The following is a 20979-nucleotide window of genomic DNA, read 5'->3' as shown; positions in this document are numbered from 1 at the left end:
CAATGCATAGCAGTTGTCATCCGGAAGGAAAGCGGCCATGCAAAGGCATACAAAGGAAGCTTCGGAGCTTAAGGCATTGATCCTCGCGGATCTTCATAAGGAGCCGGGATGCGAGCACGTCACCGATTTTGTGATTCAGCGGCTCGAAACCAAGGAGAACGGGGCAAACTGGACTGTCAAATATCTGGATCCCAATCAAGATAAGGTCTGCGAGACGATTCTGATAAACATAGCGCGAATGCTGCAGCTCAACTTCGACCTTCCTGAACGCGGGTCGTGAGGAACGATGCGAGCGGGACCGGCGCGCATTGCGCTTCGACATCGTTCGTATGCAAGCAGGGGAATCGGGCGATGGCGGAATCCACAGCGTTGCACACCGGCAAACCCGGCGGCGTAAAGAACGTCATTGCGCCGCGGCGATTTGGACCTCCGATGACCGGAAATGCGGGCGATATGGCCGATGGGCAAGGCAATATCTTGGAGCCAGGCATTACGAGTTATGACGGTTTCTTTGCGGATGCGATCGCGCGTCTGCAGGAGGAACGGCGCTACCGTGTGTTCGCGGACCTTGAGCGCATCGCCGGGCGCTTTCCCAATGCCGTGTGGCATTCCCCGCATGGACCGAAGGACGTCGTGATCTGGTGCTCCAACGACTATCTCGGGATGGGTCAACACCCAAGGGTGGTCGCCGCCATGGTGGAGACTGCTATCCGCCTGGGAACGGGGGCCGGCGGGACGCGCAATATCTCCGGCACCAGCCATCCGCTCGTAGAGCTTGAGGGCGAGCTTGCCGATCTCCACGGCAAGGAGGCGGCACTGGTCTTCACGTCCGGCTATGTTTCGAACCAGACTGGCATCTCGACTATCGCCAAGCTGATCCCCGGTTGTCTGATCCTGTCCGATGCGCTCAACCACAATTCGATGATCGAGGGCATCCGCCAGTCCGGTACGGAGAAGAGCATCTTCCGCCACAACGACGTCGATCATCTCGAGGAATTGTTGAAGGCGGCGGATCCGGATCGGCCAAAACTCATCGTCTTCGAAAGTCTCTATTCAATGGGCGGCGACGTCGCGCCAATCAATCGCATTTGCGAAATCGCCGATCGTTACGGCGCATTGACCTACCTCGACGAGGTCCATGCTGTGGGCATGTACGGCCCTCGCGGCGCCGGTATCGCCGCGCGCGACGGCGCCATGAACCGGATCGATGTGATCGAAGGCACGCTCGCCAAGGCCTTCGGCTGCCTCGGCGGCTATATCACGGGAAGTGCTGTGCTGATCGATGCGGTTCGTTCCTATGCTCCGGGTTTCATCTTCACCACCGCGTTGCCGCCGGCGATCTGCGCCGCGGCCACAGCGGCGATCCGGCATCTGAAAACCTCGCAGTGGGAGCGCAAGTGCCAGCAGGACCGGGTCCGGCGGGTCAAGGCGGCGCTCGGTGCCGCTGGGCTGCCGGTCATCCTGAGCGACACCCATATCGTTCCGGTGGCAATCGGCGATCCGGCGCATTGCAAAGCGGCGAGCGACCTGCTGCTGAGCGAGCACGACATCTATATCCAGCCGATTAATTATCCGACCGTGGCGAAGGGAACTGAGCGGCTGCGCATCACGCCGACACCCTGTCATGAGGACATCATGATTGATCGGCTCGCGGCAGCTCTGTTCGATGTCTGGAACCGGCTTGGGCTGCCACGGGACAATCTCGCCTGAGCGGCCGAATGAGGCGTCGCCTTTCCCGAAAATTGGGTCTTAAGGATCAAGGAAATGGCTGCCAAGGAAATCATGTTTTCGTTCGAGGCTCGCGACAGAATGCTGCGCGGCATTGACACTCTGGCGAATGCGGTGAGCGTCACGCTTGGCCCGCGGGGGCGCAACGTCGCGATCGGCAGGGAGCACGGCGCACCGCGGATCACGAAGGACGGCGTGACCGTCGCCAGGGAAATCGAACTCGACAACAAGTTCGAGAACATGGGCGCTCAGATGGTGCGCGAGATAGCAACAAAAACCTCCTATCTGGCCGGCGACGGCACGACCACCGCCGTCGTGCTCGCGCATGCGATCGCCCGGGAGGGCGCCAAGGCGGTGGCCGCCGGCATGAATCCCATGGACCTGAAGCGCGGCATCGATCTCGCGGTCGAAGCCGTCGTCGCGGAACTCAAAAACAACACCACGAAGGTCACCTCGAACGTCGAGATTGCGCAAGTCGGCACCATCTCGGCCAACGGCGACAGGGAGATCGGCCGCTGCCTCGCCGACGCCATGAAGAGGGTCGGCAATGACGGCGTGATCACTGTCGAGGACGGGACGTCGCTCGAAACCGAACTCGAATTCGTCGAGGGCATGCAGTTCGACCGCGGCTATATCTCGCCCCATTTCGTCACTAATCGCGCAAAGATGCGGGTCGAGATGCAGGATGCCTTTGTCCTCATCAGCGAGAAGAAACTGTCCAGCCTGAACGAAATACTGCCGCTGCTGGAGAAGGTGGTGCAGGCCGGCAAGCCGCTGCTCATCATCGCCGAAGATGTCGAGGGTGAGGTGATTGCGGCGCTGGTGGTCAACAAATTGCGCGGCGCTCTCAAGGTTGCAGCCGTGAAGGCGCCGGCCTACGGAGACCGTCGTAAGGCGATGCTGCAGGATCTCGCGCTGATGACCGGCGGAACGGTGATCTCGGAAGATTTGGGCATCAAGCTCGAGCATGCTTCCCTCGATATGCTCGGGCGCACCAAGAAGGTGATGATCGACAAGGCAAACACCACGATCGTCGGCGGCGCCGGCAAGCGGGAAGGAATCGAGGCCCGCATCGCCGAGATCAAGCTGGAGCTTGCGGAAACCACCTCCGACTACGACCGCGAGAAGCTCCAGGAGCGGCTGGCCAGGCTCGCCGGTGGCGTCGCCGTGATCCGGGTCGGCGGTGCCACCGAAGTCGAGGTCAGGGAGAAGAAGGATCGCATCGATGACGCTATGAACGCGACAAGAGCCGCGGTTGCAGAGGGCATTCTCCCGGGCGGTGGGGTCGCCTTGCTGCGCGCCGGCAGGGCGCTCAAGAAGCTCAAGGGCAGCAACGAGGACCAGCAGGTCGGTATCGCGATTGTCAGGAAGGCGATCACCTGGCCGGCTCGGCAGATCGCGATCAATGCCGGGCTGGAAGGCTCGGTCGTCATCGCCGGGATCCTCGAAAAGGACGACAACGCCTATGGCTACGATGCCCAATCGGGCGAGTACGGGGATCTGGTGTCAAAGGGCATCATCGACCCGGCCAAGGTGGTGCGAACGGCGCTCCAGGGCGCAGCCTCGGTGGCGGGCCTCCTCATCATGACGGAGGCCATGGTGGCCGAAGTGCCTGGCCCGCCGCCGCCGGAGCTTCCCGGTCACGAGCATCATCATCACGATATGGATTTGGATTTCTGACCTCTTCGCGGCCGTAATCCGGGCTCGCGACCATCAACAATGATCTCGTCCGCTATCGAGGTGAGACAAGTCGTCGAGGATCACGGGATGCAAGGTCGGCTCATGGCGCAACCTCCCGGTTCAGGAACCGGAAAAACTGACCCGTTCCAGACCGTCCCCGGTGGTACCGAGAAGGGCCCTAATGGGTGTGTAGGCGGACGTAGAACTTCGTCGGCTGCAGCAGCGCTGGCAGCCGTCATTGACCCGCCGGCATCTGAAAACCCTCACAACTGACCGACTGTGGATGTGCATTCGTTCCAATGGACAAGAAAGCGTGCGGAACGTTGTTTGAGGTTGGAGTGCGATGACCCGACAACTCACCATTTAGTAAAAAAGAGCGGCGAGATGTCTAAGAGTACTCCCAGGAGACTCACATGGATACCACCACGCTGCTCATTATACTTATCGTCCTTGTCCTGCTAGGCGGCGGCGGCTGGTTTGGCCGCGGTCGCTGGTACTGAGCAACGCCTCAATACCGAAATCATTCGGCAAGATACCCACTCACGGGAAGGCATAGCTTCCTATCCACTGGCGGAAGAACTCTGAGCGGCTTATGATGCCGCTTACTGGCTGCGGCCTGGCAGATAACAGGACAGGGTGGTGCATGCCAGAAGTAGCCCATCAAATCCGACGGTCAGAAAATCGCCGAGGCCGAGGTCGAGGGTTTTCGGAAAGATCTTGGCCCTTTCGTCGTCGCTGCTGAGACGACACGAATGGCGATGGTGTTTACGGACGCAAAACACGAAAATCCGATAATTTTTGTCAACGACGCCTTTCTCGAACTGACCGGATACAGCCGGGAGGAGGTGCTCGGGCAGAGCTTCAACTTCCTGATGGCGCGCGGAACCGATCCTGATTCGCTGGCGCGCATCGAAGCCGCGTTCGCGGGAAACGCGGTCGGCGGTTCAGAAATTTCCTATCGCCGCAAGGATGGCAGCCTGTTCTGGTCGGCGATCCTCATCAGTCCTGTTCGGAATGAAAGCGGCAATGTCGTCCAGCATTTCGCCTCCTTCGTCGATCTTACTGATCATAAGCAGGAACAAGCCCAGTCCCGGATGCTCATCGACGAGTTGAACCATCGCGTGAAAAATACCCTGGCCACTGTGCAATCGATTGTTTGGCAGGCTTTGCGGAATACTTCCGATCCCGAAGTGATCCGGGAAGCCATCGAGTCGCGCCTGTTCGCCCTCTCCCGGTCGCACGATCTGTTGACCCATGAGAAATGGGAAGGTGCAGGACTGCTCGATCTGACGAAAGCTGCCTTGGAGCCGTTCGGGGTTGCAAATGGAAGGTCTGAGCATTTTGTCATTACGGGCAGCAATATCCGCGCCTCCCCGAAAGCAGCGCTTGCCCTTGGCATTGCGTTGCACGAACTCGCGACCAATGCCGTGAAATACGGCGCGTTTTCCAACAAGGTTGGCTCAGTCCTGATCTCATGGATGATTGAGCCGTCGTCGGATGACGATCGGCTAATCCTGCGCTGGCAGGAGAAAGACGGCCCGCCTGTAAGGCCACCCTCCCGTAAAGGGTTCGGGTCGCGGGTGATCGAGCGCGGTCTGGCTCATGAACTGGAGGGCGCGGTTGATCTCGACTACCGGACGGACGGTGTGGTCTGCACGATCAATTTTCCCGCACCGAACGGTGCTCGGGATGGATAAATTGCTTTCTGGCCGGCGAAGCCTCGTTGTCGAGGACGAGATGCTGGTCCTCATCATGATCGAAGACATGCTGGCCGATCTTGGATGTGAGTCCGTAACCGCCGCTGCGACCATCAATCAGGCTCTCACTTTGATTGACGCGCAGATTTTCGATGTCGCCATGCTGGATATGAACCTGAATGGCAACCAGACTTATGCGGTTGCCGACGCACTCGTCGCCCGTGGCGTGCCTTTCGTCTTCTCGACCGGCTATAGCGGTCACGACATGAGGGACGGCTACCGCGACCGTCCAGTCCTGAAGAAGCCGTTCATGGATAAGGAACTGGTCGAGATGCTTACGCGCCTACTTTCTCGCTGATCGAATAGCCACATCCTCCATTAATCAATATCGACCCAATGACGCGTGATCGGCGGGACTCAGCCGTTCCCGCCCGCAGGCCATGACTTGGAGTCGGGCTGCACATAGCTCGACACAGAGCAGCTCCCGATTTTCCACAGGAGCTGGAACTGGGCTCGGAGACCCATATCACTCAAGCGGCATCCGGCGGCTCCGACTTGGAGTGCCTGCGGTCCTTGACCTCGGCCGCGTGCCACTCGAGGAAGAGGCTGTAGCCGACCGCCAGCAGCGTTGGGCCTAGGAACACGCCGATGAAGCCGAAGGCGAGAATGCCGCCGAGGAATCCAAAGAATCCGAGTACCACGGGCAAGCTGTTGGACTTAGTGAGGAGATAAGGCCTGAGGACATTGTCAATGCTGCTGACGAGGAGCAAGCCCCAAACCGCGACGAAGATACCCCACCAAACGGCTCCCTGGACAAACAGCCACAGCGCCACCGAGCCCCACACAAGCGGGGGGCCCGCCGGCACGAACGACAGGACAAACGTAAGGAAGCCGAGCAATAGCGCCTGAGGCACACCGGCGATCCAGAAACCAATGCCGGCCAATAGAGCCTGGGCGAGTGCTGTGCCGATCAAGCCGTAAACAACGCCGTGCACGGTCGCGCCCACGACCGTGAGCAGGTGCCGAGCGCGCGAACCAGCGAATCGTTCGGCGCTCTCGCGCACGTACGCTGCCATCTGACGGCCGTGACGGTAGAAGAAGAAGGCGATGAATACACTCAGACCGAGTTCGAGAAGGCCGATGCCGAGCACAGTCCCGCTGGCGACGGCGATGTCGGTGGCGGGGCCGATCAGCTTCTTGAGCTCAATCATGAAGGCGGGTGCGTTGTGGGCTAACGCTTCCCAATAGGCAGCGAGGCTCTCGCCGACCACCGGGAGCCCTGCAACCCAATGCGGTGGCGCCGGCGGGCCTTGATCGAGGACGCGGGTCGCCGCTGTGATCAGGCTGCTTATACTGTCCGCCAGTGTCGCCACCATAATGGCGAACGGTGCGACCAGAACAAGGGCGACCGACAATGTCATCAGGGCGGCCGCCAGCCCTCTGTGGCCGCCCAGGGTCCGCTCGCACCACGTGTAGATGGGCCATGTGGAATAGCATATGACCGCCGCCCACAACAGGGCCGACAGGAAGGGCCAGAGCACAATGGCGCAACCAATCGACAACAGCAGGAGGGCGCCGATCCCAAGAATCTGCTCAATTGGCTTGCCGAGGGGTATCATGACCAATCAGCCTCGAGGCGGCCTGGGTCTCTGCCCGCGCATGGTCATGGCGGTTCCAGTTCACTCGGCCCGTGGCCCACAACTAGGCAACAACGAAGCCGCCGACAAGGTGTTCAAGGGTATACAGCTCCGCACACAGTCGAGGGAAGACCACAGCGTTGCCGAGCGCCACTTCGCCGAGGTGGACCGCATTGTACGCGGCTACTGATCGTCGCGATGACATGGAGCCGGTCATGCGCGAGGAACTTACCCGGGCATATACGCGAGGACCTCGTGACCCGTCATCGACGTCAGCCGCCGGACGAGTTTGTTCTTGGCCCATGTGCCCGGCGCGCTCAACGTTTCACTTGGCGACCTCCATATACGCAGTCGTGTATTCAGCGCGAGACGACTTGAAGACGGATGCCGGAGTGCAAGGCAACCGGATTGGCTGTCGAGATAGCTGCCTGGCGAGGAAGGTCCGCTTCTGTCACGAGGATGCCGGTTAAAATTCCCCGGGATGTAACGTCTGGATATGGCGCGACTGCGCCCATTGACGGCCCGCGGCTTCGATCGACCGGAGTCCGGTAAACCATTCGGCTGAATCCTCGGTCAGCCCATTGTTACATTCGCCTGCTCGCGTTGAGCGCTGCGGCTGCGGAGGGTGGCATGGGAGAAGAGCCATGCCTAACAGGAACAGAGGCCACATCGTCGGTCAGAAGCCTCCTCTCAAACCGCGCGAGGTCTGGAGCATTCGAACACGGCTGCAGGTGTCCGGCGCGGAACGGGATCTGGCACTCTTCAATCTCGCGCCATCGATAGCAAGCTTCGAGGTTGCGACCTAGTCACCATCACGGTTGGCGACATTGCGCTTTCCGGCGTTGTCCGCGACCGAGCAGTGATTGTTCAAAGAAAGACGGGGCGGCCGGTACAATTCGAGATCACGGAGCAGACCCGAGCCGCCGTCGGTGCCTGGATAACCCGTCGCGGTCTCACCGAAAGGGACTATTTGTTCCCAAGTCGCGTGCGGGCGAAACCGCACATGTCGACCAGGCAGTATGGAAGGATTGTCGACAAATGGGTTTCGAGCATTGGGCTCGACCCGAAGCGGTATGGAACACATTCCATGAGACGCACGAAAGCTTCGCAGATTTACAAGAAGACCGGCAATATCCGGGCCGTGCAGCTGCTCCTCGGGCACACTAAGCTTGAGAGCACCGTCCGCTACCTTGGCATTGAAGTGGACGACGCGTTGGCTATTTCTGAACAAGTCGAATTGTAGAGCAACTCGGAGCGTCGCATTCCCGAAGCGGCGCTCCGTGACCCAAACGAGCCATTCCGGCAGGCAAGCTCGAATGTCTCGAATGTGGTGAATACGACATTGACAAAACCTCAGCCGTCGATGAAAGCGCGGAAAGAAGGGATTTGCTGAGCGCCGGTGAGGTCGGTTTCCTTTCAGAACAACTGATACTATGATCCTGCGGGGCCAGGCCAACAATGGACCGCAAGCTTGCCGCGATTCTCGCCGCCGATGTCGTGGGCTATTCGGCTCTGATGGAGCGCGATGAGGCCGGCACGTTCGAGCGCCTTCGCGCCGGACGCAAGGAACTGTTTGAACCCGAAATTGCACGCCACCACGGCCATATCTTCAAGCTGATGGGCGACGGGATGTTGGCCGAATTCGGCAGCGTCATCGATGCCGTCGAATGTGCGGCGTCGCTGCAGCGCGGGCTTGGCGAACGCAACGCTTCGCTTCCCGAAACCGAGCAGATTCACGTGCGGATCGGCATCAACCTCGGCGAGGTGATCGTCGAGGGCGAGGACCGGTATGGTGACGGGGTCAACATCGCAGCCAGGCTTCAGCAACTGGCGGAGCCCGGCGGCATCTGCCTGTCGGGAAAAGTGGCCAAGGAGGTGGAGAGGAAACTGGCTTTCGCCTTCGAGCCGATGGGCGAGCAGAGGGTCAAAAACATTGCCCAACCAGTTCAGACCTATCGCGTGGTGCTTGATCCAGCGGCAGCGGGCACGACCCTCAAAGCTCGCCGCCGGCCGCGCGCCTGGCGCCTTCCGGTAGCGGCGGCTGTTCTCATCCTGGCCCTCGGCCTTGCCGCGGCATGGTGGCAGCCGTGGGAGAGGCCTGCGCAACCTGCTGCGCCCGCGGCCAGCGAGGCGGTAGATGCCCGGCCGTCGCTCGTAGTCCTGCCCTTCGACAATCTCAGCGACGACAAGGAACAGGAATATCTCGCCAACGGCTTCACCGAGGACCTGACGACCGAACTGGCGCGCGTGCCCGGCCTTTTCGTCGTCTCCCGCAACGCGGCCTTTGCCTACAAGCACAAGGACACGAAGCCGGCGGAGATTGCTGCGGCATTGGGCGTCCGCTATCTGCTGGAAGGCTCGATTCGCCGCGTCGGCGACAACATGCGCATCAATGCGCAACTGATCGACAGCTCGACATCCGGACATCTCTGGGCGGAGCGCTTCGACGGCCGGTGGGCGGACGTGTTCGCGCTGCAGGACAAGGTCGTCGGCAGCATTGCCGGCGCGCTCCAGCTCCGCCTGGTGAGCGTCGCGCCGGCCGCCCGCGTGGGAGGCACAAACAATCCCGAGGCCTATGATGTCTATCTCAAAGGGATGGACATCTATAACCGCATCAACACCCCCGAGGAGTTTGCGCAGGCTGTGAAGCATTTCCAGCACGCGGTGCAACTCGACCCCGATTTCGGCGCGGCTCATGCCCAACTCGCCTGGGCCTATTGGGACGCGGACATCACCCGGGCCGTGGTGATGGGACTCACGCGAGCCGAGGCCTATGACAAAGTCCACGAAACCCTGAAGCTCGCCGCCCGACATCCCTCGCCGGGTTATTATCAACTGGTCGCCGAGTTGATGGTCAGGGAGCACAACTCGGACGAAGCAGTCACCGTTCTTCTGAAATCGGTGGCGCTCGATCCTAGCGATTCCTGGAATTATCTCTCGCTGGCCAATGCCCTGAATTTCAACGGCCGGCCGAAGGAAGCGCTGAGCTATCTCGATGCGGCTGCGCGCGTCGACCCGATCTCGTGGATGGACTACAGGCGCTACCAGGCCGGACTGGCCGAGTTCGGTCAAGAGAAATTCAAGGGCGCGGTTCGCTCCATCGAGAAGATGGACCTTGCTTCGCCCGATCCACCGGCCAACTTCTATGCCCTGCAAGTCCTTGTTTCGGCCTATGGGCATCTTGGGCGCACCGACCAGGCCGCGGCCGCCTTGGAAATGTTTAGGAAGGCTGTTGCGCGCAGAATGGAATACGACACGAGCCAGTTGATCACCCAGGACTACATGGTGTTCAAGAATACGGCCGATATCGAACGCCTTTTGGCCGGCCTGACCAAGGCAGGTGTGCCCGATCTGCCGGCATTGGCAAGGGCAGGCATGAATCCGAAGGACCGGCTCACAGGCGCGGAAATAAGGTCTCTCATGTTCGGCCACGAAACGCGCGGAAAATTGGCGTTTGACAAGTTCCTGCCTATGCAGCGCACGACCTCCGTCGATGGCGCCGTCAGCGAGACCATTGGCCAAACGACCCACTCGGGAACCTCGTGGGTGCAAGGCAATTTCTTGTGCAATGCCTTTCCGGTAGAGCTGACAAGCTGTGGAGCAATTTATCGCAATGTGTTCAGGACGCCGGGGCGCGACGACGAATACAAGGCCGTTTACCGCTGGGACCAGTTCGAATTTTCGGTCGTCAAGTGAACTCCCAAATGCCGCAAAGGCCGAAAGTCTGCTTGCGGGATATACATGCGACCTTGTTCGCCATAACCGCAAACGACCGGAATTGGCGCTAGTTACCGGTTCGGGCCGCCGGCTCAAGCGGCAAAACCTGACCCAATGAGGTCGTTCGAGAGTTGTTCTTGGAACTTCCGCGATGGTCAAGGAAGCGGACGTCGCCGCAGCGGCGATCGGCATACGGTCACGACAGCTAAGGCCAGACTGACGCGAGCAAAAGAAGGATAATTCCAACGAACGCGGCGTTCCAGACGAGCGAGCGGAGCAAGGGAACGCCCGCTGCATAGAGTAGAAGGTAAACCAACCTGGCCGAAACATAGAGACCAGCTCCCCATTCGCTGAGAGCGCTCTCACGGCCGAGCAAGTGAACAAGGAAGACCGCAGCCACAAACACCGGAAACGTCTCAAGGAAGTTTCGAAGCGCTCTTTCCAAGCGCCCAGCTATGCCCGTGAGCGGGGGGACTTCGGCGTCACGGGAGCTGGCAGTCCACCGATAACCTCGCTGAAGGCTGGCTGCGTGGGAGGAGATAACAATTTGGATCAAACAGAGCACGCAGCTCGCCGCAAGCATTGCTAGCTCGAAGCTCATTCAACCCTCCCACCTGCCCATTCTTCATGGACTTTACCAGAACCCCGCGTGGTGTGCCTGCCGGCTGGCCAGGCTGATTGTCCACCGAGGTCGGAACAGGCATCCCGCATGGGGCACCAAGCGTTAGACTTCCACGTAGATGAGATGGGCCGACGATGCCTTGGCATATCTGGATGGGCGGACAGCTGCGCCGCCCGCGTCAATCATGGCCAAGGCCCGACTGCTGGGCCTTGTCGTTGACAAGGCAGAGATCAACAGCACGATCAGGAAGCCCATTCGCCCATTCCGGACACCCACCACCACCAAATCAGCATCGACGAGTGGGTGAAACGCTTCGCGCCGAAGCGCGTCGACCCCGGCTCGAACTAACGGTTTGCATAACACCTGCTATCCGTGCAGCCGATGTCCGCAACTGCGCCGCTACTGACCAATGTGCGACGCTGCCGACATTAGCTCCTGCATATTCGGAGCGCCGAACAGGCCGCCATCGAGAACCTCGGTGGAGGTCCAGCGAACGACACCGTCGCGGTCGAGCAGGAACTGGCCGACGAGCTGCCCCATGCCGGTGGCCATCATCTGTTGATCCGCTTCCGTGATATCGTAGCTGTCCTTCTTGTTCAGATATTCGAGCGCCGCAAACGGGTCCATCGGCTCCGGCATCTCGCCCGGCCAAGCTGGGCCTTTCGATGGTCACGGGCAAGCAGATATCTCGCTACGCCTCCAGGAACACCGCTGGCGCCCTGCTAGGGCCAACGCTCGACGCTGCGTCCGACCTGTTTCAGATTTCCGGCGCCATTTCGGCCGGGGATTTCAAGCAGAGCGATCTGCATACCGTGCGCAAGCTGCTGCCGATCCAGAATCTTTTCTTCGTTCGCACGCTGTTCGACCGGATCGAGGCCGCTACCGGTGATGCCTTGGGCCTGCCGGACGCCGCAGCGGCCAATCGATAGGAGTGCAAGATGACCGCCATTGTTTTTTCTAAAGGTTCTGACGCACACTGTGCATCTCTGGCGGAGGATTGATCTGATGGCACTAATTGGTCAGATGGCGATGATGGGCACATACGCTCCGTCCGGCGTGACCTCCGTTACGCTGATCTCGATCACGATAACCTCGGCGGCAACGATCGCTTGGCCGGCAGGCCTTCAGGCCGGCGATGTCGCTGTGTTAGCCGATGCCGGGAGCGGCATTGGCGCCCCGGCTTCCGTGACACCCACAGGCTTTACGAACGTTGTTGATTGCCCCGGCGTCGTTCATAGGCTCATGGTCGACTACAAAATTCTGGATGGAACAGAAGCGGGCAATATCATGGGTATCTCCAGCGGTATCGGCGCCGGAAAGTGCCTCTATATATATCGCGGCAACGTTCCGATAACTGCTGTAGTACCATCGACATGGAATTCTGAGGCGACGACTGGCGATCCTGCTCCACAGACGGTTTTAGCTTCGCCGGGTGCACCGCCTCTTGTCGTCTTTGGTGCCAATATTGGCACGAATGGGAACACGACATTCTCCACGGCATCGCCTGCTTTTGACGCGACGGAAAACTTCGGCAGCGCTAATTTCGCCATTGCCGGCTACAAAATATACAATTCATCGCCAGCAAATCACACGATCGACATGACCGACAACAACGCCAACGCGCTCGTCAGCGGCTACCTGCAATTAAGCTGACGTGGGCCGCCGAAAGGTGCAAGTCACTTGATCGGGTCCCGGCGTCCTGGCATATTCCTATTTTCGATTGGGTTTGTCAGCCAGAACCGCCCGGTGAAAGCGCCTTGGGAATGAGGGACACCAAGCTGTCGCGCGCTCGTTCGTGAAGCGCGCCTGTCGCATGTCCCGTAGGGGGTTCTTGCGTTTCGGCGCCCTGTACTTCTCCACCTAGCCTGACCGCGCCGAAGGTCCGGCGGGATTTTTTGCTGTCTTGGTGGAACACTCGCCTGCGACCATGGTTCGATAAAGCAGCACCGTGCCGCCAGGTCGGCGGCATGCACTTTAGGGAGCGCCGCTTGGCCACTTGGACACAAAGAGATGAGAGAGAGCAGCGCACGTCAGATGCTGCACGGTCATTGATCGATGTTGAGCGCGCGGCCCGAGACGCGAAGACGGCTCGGCTCCGCGAACAGCGGCTGAGGGCTGAAAACACACCCTCCTTGGAAACACGCGATGGAACAGCTTCGCAGTGAAATGGCTGTTTTGGCGGATCCCGGCTTTTGGGTACGCTTCTCGTCGTGCTGGTTCCCTACGGGATCGGTGTTGCCCTGCTTCTGTGGGTAGCCAGTCCCCCGGCTCTGCAGTAGTCTTCTTCCACCGTCGGTTGGTGGACGCGTTGCAGTTGATGCGCCTATGATTCCTGACGGTCTGCGTGCACCGGGCGAGCCCACCCCCGCATCCCCCCAGACTGGTGCAAGTCGCTTGATCGGGTCCCGCCGTCATGGGGCATGTGCGGCGGGACTTTTATCCAACTGGCAGAAAACCGAAGTGGCTTCGACCTCCGTCACCGATCCGTCGTGAACGGCTCATGCTCGGGAAGGTGATGATGCAGCACTTCGACAAGCTTTCGCTTATCGAATGTCTGGCCGCAAATTGGGCAGAACTCCAAATGCCCCCGTTCGTCGTTGTCCGGCGAACCGTGGATTTTGCCCTTCATAGTTGGCGGATTGTGCTTATCCCGTCTCACGTCGTCACCCATCACAACCTGTTGGGATAGCGCGACGGCATTTGGGGACGATTTGGCCGCTGGGCGTACCGGCTGAGAGCGTTTGGCTCCAGCTGGAGCGGATCATACGCCCGTTCATGCATCATTGCTAATTTAATAAAATGATCATGGTACGGGAAGAAGGAACTTAATCCCATTCGCCAGCTTATGGCTGGATGAGCACACGTGGCGTCAACTTCTTCGACAAATGGATGGCAGAGCATCTGCCTAACGCAAGGTCAAGCGATCCGTTCGCCATTAGGGATCTTGCCGACCAGGCCCTGAAAGCGGCTGAGGAGAGCGGCATCAAGGCACATGAGATCGAAGAGGAGGTCGGGAACGTTTTCGACGTCATTGTCGCCGCCATGCTGCATCGTGAAGGCGGCATGGTGGAAGCGACTTGCATCCGTCCGACAGACCGGGGACAGTGAATTCGGTGCGGCGACCCCATCAACGGAGATCGCCATGCATGCCTCAGAAGACACTCGCCGATACCCTGGCCGCCCGAGAAACCATCTATGTCAATTGTGCGCACCCGATGTGCTGCAAATCGACGAAGCTCGACATCCAGGCGCTGATTGAAAGGCTCGGCCGTGATCACGGCTCGATGCATGATGACCTGGTCGGGCTTTTTGTCTGCTCAAATTGCAAGGCTGCCGGTCGTGAGCGCCGGCAGGTGTTCTTCACATGCATTCCTGATTACGAAGGCCAGCAGCGAGCGCGCAATCGCGACTGGAAGCCAACTTTCGAACGAAGGGGCTGAAAGTGGCCGGCGCCGCTTGTGGGGAGTGCGCATGCGAGACGATGGGCTTGTCCAGACATGCGTTAGGAGGGGCGAAGGGCCACCTCAGTAGGCGGCCCTCTAAAACGCTTAGGCAGGTATCAGAACGGAGATCCGGTGGATCCCGACTTCCTTGCTTATGTTCGTGGCATGGTCCGTTTTGCCTTTGCCGCAGGTATAGTACTCACCTTTCTTAACGTTAAATTCCTTATCGGGGTTCGTCTTCTTGATGGTGAACTCACCAGCGGTGATAAAACAGACCATGTCGTTGTCCATGACGGATTCTTTGTCGGCAGCCCCAGGTTGGAATACTGCATCGAGCACTAGAATACTTTTGATGCCTGTCATATCCGAGTCCCAAGTGCCTACTTCCACTATGCGAACGCCGGGGGCAATCTCCTTACCGTCATTTGTGCCATATGTCGGGACGATCTCTGCGGCTCCCGCGGGCGTCGCTAAAGCGAATAGAGGGGTCGCGGCGGCTGTCGCTAGACCGATCGTCAATGCAGACCGACGATTGATCTCTTCCATGGGGTTTTCCTCCCTAGTCAATACGTGCGCGCATGCGCACAAAGAGACTCGGCGCTTGGGATGGCCTACTGTCAAATCAATTTTGGCCCAAGCTACCCTGTGGTTTCCGCCGCCGACCCCGATAAGATCATCGCTGCCGTCAGACGCGGGCACCAAGCGTTAGACTCTATCCACTAGGCGCTCCCGTCTGTTTCGCTCTCTTCATCGATTTCGCGCACTGGCAGATAGGCGTTGGTTTCCAGCCATTCGCGCAGCACGATCTGGATGAGGTCCGACCGGCCAATTTTCATTTCAGCCGCGATGGAGTTGAGAGCGTCCTCCGTCGCGGGCTCCAGCGGCACGCCAGAGACGTTTCTAAGCATCAATGCAGCGCGACGCAGGATGACCTGCAGATCGGCGCGCGACATATCGGCGATGCGGTCGGCGGCGCTTTCAAGCTCTTCCGCAACAGTTAGGCGGGTCATTCAGACGCGCCGACATTTGCGGTGGAGCGTTCGCACTAGGGGCGGCATGCGTTATCCTCGTGCCCTTCATATTTCCGCAAATATCAAAACGTCGTGCAATTTACGGTGTTGCCGAAGCGATTGCAGGTCGTTGTTTTTGGTTGGCTGTTTTGCATGTTGGTAAAAGCCGCATTTGCTCTGGCGGATGCCCTGCCGCGAGACGAAATGGACTCGTTTTGGATGCACTGGGCCATGGCTGGGGTTCCTGGTTCGAAGCCGTAGGAGACGCATCGATTCCGGAAGTAGGTTACCTGCTCCGCCTGTGGTGTGGTGGCAAACCAAGCCGGTGAGCCAGGCATTCCAAGCCCGGAACCAGAGCAGCCGCTCAAAAGGATAATCGCGGCCCCCGCCGCCGCGAAGGTGTGGTGTTGGCGCAATGTGATATCCCCCTACCCACACTGAACGTCAAAAGCTTCGCCCGAGCAAGGGCGCGATTGACGATAGCAGGAGGAAGTGGCTAGGACCCGACCCGCTAACCGCGCGGTTTGGACTTCGGTTGAGGGGTGCTTTCTGACGGGTTCGCAGCCAATATTGCAGATCGCCGATCTCTGAGCCAAAGGGACTTCTTTCTTGCGATTAGCTCCTCACGATCGTCCTCAGCGGTCGCTCGATTATGCATAGCAGCAATGGCAAAGTCGGCTCTGTTCGTTCGATAGTCTTCCTTTTGCACGGCCATCGTTTTCTCCCTGTTCGTGGCCCCTCTTTGCCCTGGCGGGAGATTAGCTGCCGGTGCATTGCTCGAGTCAACCGACGAAACGATGTCTCAATTTGAATATCGGCTCACGACCCGTTGACGACCTTGGTCGTTGCAGACTTGAACGTCCAAAACGAGGTCGGGAACCTGACCTTCAGCACAAGAGCATTCGGGAGTGCGCTCGCGTGAGGTCATTGACCACATTTGGCGGCGACCCGCAGATGCTTTTTCGTGCTATGATGGGCTTGCAACGCGCGTAATCTCGACCTCGGCAATATGGCAGAGGTCGAAAGCTATTGCCTTGGCACAGGAAGCTTGCGCCCCAGCACTTGATCGCCTCCGAAACGCTGGGTGCTGCTTTCCCTGACTGACCCGGGGCGAGGAGGTTGTCCATGTCCACGAGTAGTGTTGACCGCCCGCTGCAGCCGGGCGACCGGGCACCGAATGTTGTGCTCAATGCGATCTCACGCGAAGGCAAGATCGCGCTCGATGATTTTCGGGGCCGTAGCTCGTTACTGGTCGGTTTGTTTCGAGGCCTGCACTGTCCGTTCTGCCGGCGCCATGTCGCGGCGATGGCGCAGCTTAAGCCGGCCCTGCGTGAGAAAGGCGTCGAATGCCTGGCGGTGGTCAAGACGCCGGTCGAGCGGGCGCGGCTCTACTTCCGTTACCATCCGCTACCCGATCTTCTTAGCGCATCCGACCCGGAGGGCGCTTCACACCGCGCCTTGGGGTTACCCATCGTCGAGTTCACGGAGAATGAAACCGAATGGCCGCACAAGGTCGGAATGGACCTGGTCATGACAATGCGGATCGATCTGCCGGGGGAATTGCCCGAACCGATGAACCCGGCTGCGGCGGGCGACTTCTTGAGAAGAAGGACGGGTACGAAATTACGAAGGCCGACCGGCAGATAATGATCGCCGGTCACATGCCACTGATCGGCGAGTTCCTGCTCGATCAGGAAGGCTTTGTGCGCTGGAGCTTCACGGAAGCTGAAGAGGAGGGCCAAAATGTATGCCGGGCGCCGAATCTCGAGGAATTGATGTCAGCAGCTTCCCAAGTCGCACATTAACAAGCTGCTGAAATAGGCTGCTGAAAACTCGCGCGACGACCACCGTCCTGTGGTGAATCTGTGGATTTTGGCATCATTGAGATGCTCGGGCGCAGAGGGCCAACGTCTGCCCCGTAGGCTTCGTAGCGTTTTCGATACAACAGCCCGCGGACGCGGGGCGACGTCCGCTCCTTGCCGCAATCACGCCGTTCCAACAGGCGCGCCATACCGCAAGTTGCCAGCCACAGCCAAAATTCCACACTACCAACGATGCAACTCCGCAGTCGCGCCTACATGTCATTGTTTTCGATGATGCCGGCCTCCCCGTCGGGCAGGTGAGGGGCGGCTGACGCGGGCTTTTTAAGCCGTACCCCGGCGCCACCCCCATTCTCGGGGATGAACTCGACGCCGGCCGTGATCAGCGTTTCTTGAAGTCTTGCAAGTGTTGTGGCGTAAGGCGCGCGTTTCCCGGATTCAAAGTCTGCGATCGTTGCCCTTCCGACTTCGGCCTTCTCCGAAAGGTCCTGTTGCGACCATCCGATCAGGCCGCGCGCTGCCCTCAATTGACTTGCTGTGATCGTCATTAGGCTCCAACTTCATGCAGAATGTATTGACTTGATGCTGATGTCATGTATTTTGCATGATGTTACATCAATCACGCTCTAGGAGCAACACCATGCCGAACACCACTGTTCGGGCAGCCGCCGAAGGCATGCCCGCAATCAACCGCCGCCGCCTGCTCAATCTGACCGGGGCGGGGCTCGCGCTCGCCGCAACTGCAATGGCTACGAAGCCATCTGTCGCCGCACCTACCAGCCAGGTTGCCGAACTCGAAGCCGCATTCCATGCCGAATGGGCAACGCTCCGCTCCTTGGAGCCGGCGCTGAATGCGGCCGAGCTACGTTATATGGCTGTCAGGGGTAAGCGACCCGTCATGGGCGAGATGACCGCGGAGGAAGTCGAAACGCTTCGCAAAACCGCTGTCGCTGATCTCGCAAAGATGCCGCCGAGCCGCGCCAGCGTCGAACATGTCGAAGCAATGCGCGCGTATAAGAAGGCCGATGCTGCTGCTCGCCGCAAGACGGGCTTTGGCAAGCTCGATAAAGCATATTCCGACGCCACACACCGCACTGCGGACGCGGCCGACGCGCTCCTACGCCATCCGGCCGAGACGCTTGATGACCTTGCCGCCAAGGTGCGGGTGCATCGCGTCTTGGAATACGACGGGGAGGACTTCGAATTCATCATGGAAGACATTGCGCGTATCGCCGGGAAAGGGGGCGTCTTATGAACGCCGCTGCACCTGTCGCGTCGGATCAGGGTCTAATCACCGAGGCTGATATCGATCGCGGCTATGATGCATGCGCGATAGTCCGCGTTTGCGAACTGGCGATGGAGCAAATTCCCGAGCTGGGCCAAGACGCTCTTGTCAACGAAGCCGCTGGCGACATCGTGAGGTTGTTGCGGATGGTGGGACAGATGACCGGAGCATCGCTTAATGCCCTGGAGCTGGCAAAAACGAGACAGGCAGATACCAAAGCCTGATCAATTGCCCTTCGGACACTTGAAGCCCGCTGGCTCACGGTGGCGGCCTTTTTTGTTGCTGAGGAACCATACGCTCGGGCGGCCGTTGAGCCCCACCCCAAAGGGAGATCACAATGGCCGACGACCCAAACGAAGCCGCAAAGCCGACCGTGAGTCAGCGGGAAGCTCAGGAAGCCTTGGAGAAGCAGGTTGCGCAGCTGAAGCGCGAGATCAGCAAGATCAATCGGACGCTCGCGGATCGCGCTGAAGAGGTGGTCGAGGAAGCCACTGGTTGGTATGAGGGCGCGGCTAATAGCGTGTCTCGGACAACGCAGGCACTTCGGAACAGGGCGTCTACGGCCTCCGGTGTCGTTCAAGAAAATCCTGGCGCGGTTTCGGCCGCCTTCATGCTGGGTGCGGCTGTAGGCTCGCTGGTGGGCCTCGTTCTTGTGGGCAGCGACCAGCGCCGGGACCGCTGGATCTAATCACGCTCAAATGAGGGCCAGAGCCCGCTGCCTAACGGTAGGCTGGCTCGTTTGCTTGAGCCTGTTGCTGCTTGCGCAAAGCAAGATCGAGGCAGAGCGCGAGAAGCACGATGCGAGATGAGGGCGGCGGGAGCGGCGGGAGCTTTGCCATACCCCCGTATAACATATGTTAAGCGGGAATGTTCCTCGTCCAGCCCGCTGCCTCTGGTGGCGGGCCTTCTTTAGCTTGTGGCAGAAAAGTCACGCAGCTTGAATATGCAGCACTTCAACCGGCGCGAGCTTATTATCCAGCTAAGCGAGGCGTACCGTTGTTCACACGGGCAAAGGGGACGCCCGACTCCTCCCGAACTAGCGCCCGCTGCCTCACGGTGGCGGGCTTTTTATGAGAGCGGCCTTTGACGAGAAAGGGGATGCCGTTTTCGAGCACGCCCATCTCAATGCCGTTCACGTCACGCTGAACTTCAATCCCAATATCTAAAACGAGCTGTCCAAGGGGTGCCGGTTGGGTGGCCATTTTGCGAACTAACCCGTTGTTATCTTTGAGGAAATAGGGTGCCGGTTGTCGAATCTGTCTATCTCGTTACGTAGCGTAACACAACCATAGCGATTCCTAATATGGAGGCGCTACTATCCTCGACACAGGCCAGCGCCATTCCCCTACGGCTACAGTCGCACGACCTTCTCTAGGGTATCCGCCGGGCGCTCACCCCGAAGCTGTTCACGGAAATTCGCGGGCGTTTATTCGGTGCACATTCGACGTATCGACCCGAAATTCGGCTAAGTGCTTGATTTTGCTGGTACGCCCAAGGGGAATCGAACCCCTGTTACCGCCGTGAAAGGGCAGAAAACCACTACCGTTCATGCCTAATGCCGAACGCTCGCAAGGCGCTGCAGCAGTCTGCAATTTCTTTCAACGGCATTTGCGGATTTGAAGGCGGATTTGCTTTAGCCTCGCAGGAGCGGTCTCAAAGGAACCGTCCATATGCACCGTACTTTCCGGGGAATCTTGGCGACAATGTTGATTGCCTGTGGTGTCGCAGACGCTGCCGGCTACGCGCAGGCGCAAAATCTGCTCACCATCACCGCACCAGTCTCCGGTCAGACTGTTGATGGGACGCTCTCCTTTTCCGGGACGGCTTTCGTCAACAGTATTACACGGCGCGGTACTATTCGCGGACAGACCAACACTGGGGTCGAATGCCGAGGCACGACCACTGCCAATCTTACCTTCTCGCGTGGAGAAGGAACGATGGTTTGCGGGCAACTCTCAACCCGATTCGTGTTCTCGCTGACCAGCAGACAACCCCCGGTTGGCACAGGAACGGGAACCCTTTCCGACGGGCGCAAAGTGGTGTTGAGAATAGGACAATGACCGCAAAACGACTGGCACGAATTGATGTCCTACTCACAGCACACGTGGCTTTCACACCGTTTGGCCATCCGTCCAAGTAGTTGACTTGACAGTGCCTTCTGCCTCTCTGCGGTTTGCTCAAAAGGCCGTTTGCGGTCGGCTCTCATCGGAGAGGAAGAATAGAGCCTCGGCCACTGCATCGTCACTCCATTCAAAGTTATCGCTCATAACGAGTGCGTCTGCGATGTAGCTGGCGGCCTCCATCGGCAATCGGGCGCTCGGACATGACCCCTCCCATCGG

Annotated in this window: 20 protein-coding genes, 1 tRNA gene and 3 pseudogenes; 17 read left to right on the top strand and 7 right to left on the bottom strand. The window is 59.3% G+C overall.

The genetic code is table 11. The annotated features are described in order from the left end of the window. Nucleotides 1-37 precede the first annotated feature (37 nt). The 5 genes from NKH13_RS05240 (at nucleotide 38) to NKH13_RS05220 (ending at nucleotide 5463) form a co-directional block, all read left to right on the top strand. The gene (locus NKH13_RS05240; protein ID WP_027154144.1) at nucleotides 38-280 is read left to right on the top strand and encodes a hypothetical protein; all 243 of its coding nucleotides are present in this window, start codon (nucleotides 38-40) and stop codon (nucleotides 278-280) included. Between the two features lie 173 nt (nucleotides 281-453). Continuing rightward, nucleotides 454-1710, top strand: a complete 1257-nt coding sequence (gene hemA / locus NKH13_RS05235) for a 5-aminolevulinate synthase (RefSeq protein ID WP_352911609.1) — start codon at nucleotides 454-456, stop codon at nucleotides 1708-1710. A gap of 54 nt (nucleotides 1711-1764) precedes the next feature. Beyond that, nucleotides 1765-3408 carry a chaperonin GroEL gene (groL, locus tag NKH13_RS05230; RefSeq protein ID WP_352910950.1) on the top strand — a complete coding sequence of 548 codons (1644 nt, stop codon included), beginning with the start codon at nucleotides 1765-1767 and terminating at the stop codon, nucleotides 3406-3408. Between the two features lie 752 nt (nucleotides 3409-4160). Next, nucleotides 4161-5105 carry an HWE histidine kinase domain-containing protein gene (locus tag NKH13_RS05225; protein ID WP_502912336.1) on the top strand — a complete coding sequence of 315 codons (945 nt, stop codon included), beginning with the start codon at nucleotides 4161-4163 and terminating at the stop codon, nucleotides 5103-5105. Next, nucleotides 5098-5463, top strand: coding sequence for a response regulator (locus NKH13_RS05220; protein ID WP_352910948.1), 366 nt, complete (start codon nucleotides 5098-5100; stop codon nucleotides 5461-5463). The genes NKH13_RS05225 and NKH13_RS05220 overlap by 8 nt, the downstream gene beginning before the upstream one ends. 172 nt (nucleotides 5464-5635) lie before the next feature. Here the strand turns inward: NKH13_RS05220 and NKH13_RS05215 are convergent, their stop codons facing one another. Then, nucleotides 5636-6724 carry an AI-2E family transporter gene (locus NKH13_RS05215; RefSeq protein WP_352910946.1) on the bottom strand — a complete coding sequence of 363 codons (1089 nt, stop codon included), beginning with the start codon at nucleotides 6722-6724 and terminating at the stop codon, nucleotides 5636-5638. On the opposite strand from NKH13_RS05215, the gene NKH13_RS05210 reads away from it, so the two are divergent. From NKH13_RS05210 to NKH13_RS05200, 3 genes and pseudogenes are all read left to right on the top strand, one after another. Next, on the top strand, nucleotides 6723-6932 hold the full coding sequence (locus tag NKH13_RS05210) for a hypothetical protein (protein ID WP_352910944.1): 210 nt from the start codon (nucleotides 6723-6725) through the stop codon (nucleotides 6930-6932). The genes NKH13_RS05215 and NKH13_RS05210 overlap by 2 nt on opposite strands. Before the next feature lie 454 nt (nucleotides 6933-7386). Further along, nucleotides 7387-7985 (top strand): annotated as a pseudogene (locus NKH13_RS05205) (tyrosine-type recombinase/integrase). A gap of 215 nt (nucleotides 7986-8200) precedes the next feature. Continuing rightward, nucleotides 8201-10438: an adenylate/guanylate cyclase domain-containing protein gene (locus tag NKH13_RS05200; RefSeq protein ID WP_352910941.1), complete on the top strand. Its 2238-nt coding sequence runs from the start codon at nucleotides 8201-8203 to the stop codon at nucleotides 10436-10438. A gap of 226 nt (nucleotides 10439-10664) precedes the next feature. Here NKH13_RS05200 and NKH13_RS05195 read toward each other — a convergent pair whose 3' ends face one another. After that, nucleotides 10665-11042 (bottom strand): MAPEG family protein, encoded by a 378-nt coding sequence (locus NKH13_RS05195; protein WP_352911603.1) that lies wholly within the window; start codon nucleotides 11040-11042, stop codon nucleotides 10665-10667. Nucleotides 11043-11480: 438 nt separating this feature from the next. Continuing rightward, nucleotides 11481-11729: pseudogene (locus tag NKH13_RS05190) on the bottom strand (AhpC/TSA family protein); the annotation flags it as partial. A gap of 17 nt (nucleotides 11730-11746) precedes the next feature. Here NKH13_RS05190 and NKH13_RS05185 point away from each other — a divergent pair. The 4 genes from NKH13_RS05185 (at nucleotide 11747) to NKH13_RS05170 (ending at nucleotide 14521) form a co-directional block, all read left to right on the top strand. After that, a complete protein-coding gene (locus NKH13_RS05185; protein ID WP_352910939.1) occupies nucleotides 11747-12010 on the top strand; it encodes a hypothetical protein in 264 nt (87 codons plus the stop codon). 76 nt (nucleotides 12011-12086) lie between these two features. After that, nucleotides 12087-12734 (top strand): hypothetical protein, encoded by a 648-nt coding sequence (locus NKH13_RS05180; RefSeq protein WP_352910937.1) that lies wholly within the window; start codon nucleotides 12087-12089, stop codon nucleotides 12732-12734. A 1200-nt stretch (nucleotides 12735-13934) separates the two neighbouring features. Then, the gene (locus NKH13_RS05175) at nucleotides 13935-14189 is read left to right on the top strand and encodes a DUF768 domain-containing protein (protein WP_352910935.1); all 255 of its coding nucleotides are present in this window, start codon (nucleotides 13935-13937) and stop codon (nucleotides 14187-14189) included. A 38-nt stretch (nucleotides 14190-14227) separates the two neighbouring features. Continuing rightward, on the top strand, nucleotides 14228-14521 hold the full coding sequence (locus NKH13_RS05170; protein ID WP_352910933.1) for a hypothetical protein: 294 nt from the start codon (nucleotides 14228-14230) through the stop codon (nucleotides 14519-14521). 108 nt (nucleotides 14522-14629) lie between these two features. Here NKH13_RS05170 and NKH13_RS05165 read toward each other — a convergent pair whose 3' ends face one another. Both NKH13_RS05165 and NKH13_RS05160 read right to left on the bottom strand, forming a co-directional pair. Beyond that, the gene (locus NKH13_RS05165; protein WP_352910930.1) at nucleotides 14630-15070 is read right to left on the bottom strand and encodes a hypothetical protein; all 441 of its coding nucleotides are present in this window, start codon (nucleotides 15068-15070) and stop codon (nucleotides 14630-14632) included. A 173-nt stretch (nucleotides 15071-15243) separates the two neighbouring features. Next, nucleotides 15244-15534 (bottom strand): hypothetical protein, encoded by a 291-nt coding sequence (locus NKH13_RS05160; protein WP_352910928.1) that lies wholly within the window; start codon nucleotides 15532-15534, stop codon nucleotides 15244-15246. A gap of 1125 nt (nucleotides 15535-16659) precedes the next feature. On the opposite strand from NKH13_RS05160, the pseudogene NKH13_RS05155 reads away from it, so the two are divergent. Continuing rightward, nucleotides 16660-17339, top strand: a pseudogene (locus NKH13_RS05155) (redoxin family protein). 269 nt (nucleotides 17340-17608) lie between these two features. On the opposite strand, the gene NKH13_RS05150 reads toward NKH13_RS05155, so the two are convergent. Next, the gene (locus NKH13_RS05150) at nucleotides 17609-17902 is read right to left on the bottom strand and encodes a helix-turn-helix domain-containing protein (protein ID WP_352910926.1); all 294 of its coding nucleotides are present in this window, start codon (nucleotides 17900-17902) and stop codon (nucleotides 17609-17611) included. Nucleotides 17903-18030: 128 nt separating this feature from the next. Between NKH13_RS05150 and NKH13_RS05145 the strand changes: the two genes are divergently transcribed. From NKH13_RS05145 to NKH13_RS05135, 3 genes are all read left to right on the top strand, one after another. After that, nucleotides 18031-18609 (top strand): hypothetical protein, encoded by a 579-nt coding sequence (locus NKH13_RS05145; protein WP_352910923.1) that lies wholly within the window; start codon nucleotides 18031-18033, stop codon nucleotides 18607-18609. Next, entirely contained in the window at nucleotides 18606-18863 is a 258-nt protein-coding gene (locus tag NKH13_RS05140; protein ID WP_352910920.1) for a hypothetical protein, read from the top strand. The genes NKH13_RS05145 and NKH13_RS05140 overlap by 4 nt, the downstream gene beginning before the upstream one ends. Before the next feature lie 113 nt (nucleotides 18864-18976). After that, nucleotides 18977-19327 (top strand): SH3 domain-containing protein, encoded by a 351-nt coding sequence (locus tag NKH13_RS05135; RefSeq protein ID WP_352910917.1) that lies wholly within the window; start codon nucleotides 18977-18979, stop codon nucleotides 19325-19327. A gap of 795 nt (nucleotides 19328-20122) precedes the next feature. On the opposite strand, the gene NKH13_RS05130 is transcribed toward NKH13_RS05135, so the two are convergent. Continuing rightward, nucleotides 20123-20185, bottom strand: a tRNA-Ser gene (locus NKH13_RS05130). A gap of 124 nt (nucleotides 20186-20309) precedes the next feature. Between NKH13_RS05130 and NKH13_RS05125 the strand changes: the two genes are divergently transcribed. Next, a complete protein-coding gene (locus NKH13_RS05125) occupies nucleotides 20310-20699 on the top strand; it encodes a hypothetical protein (protein WP_143744454.1) in 390 nt (129 codons plus the stop codon). Nucleotides 20700-20979: the final 280 nt, after the last annotated feature.

The organism is Mesorhizobium sp. M1348 (assembly GCF_040317925.1).
Taxonomy (GTDB): Bacteria; Pseudomonadota; Alphaproteobacteria; order Rhizobiales; family Rhizobiaceae; genus Mesorhizobium.
This window is presented reverse-complemented; position numbering and strand designations above follow the sequence as displayed.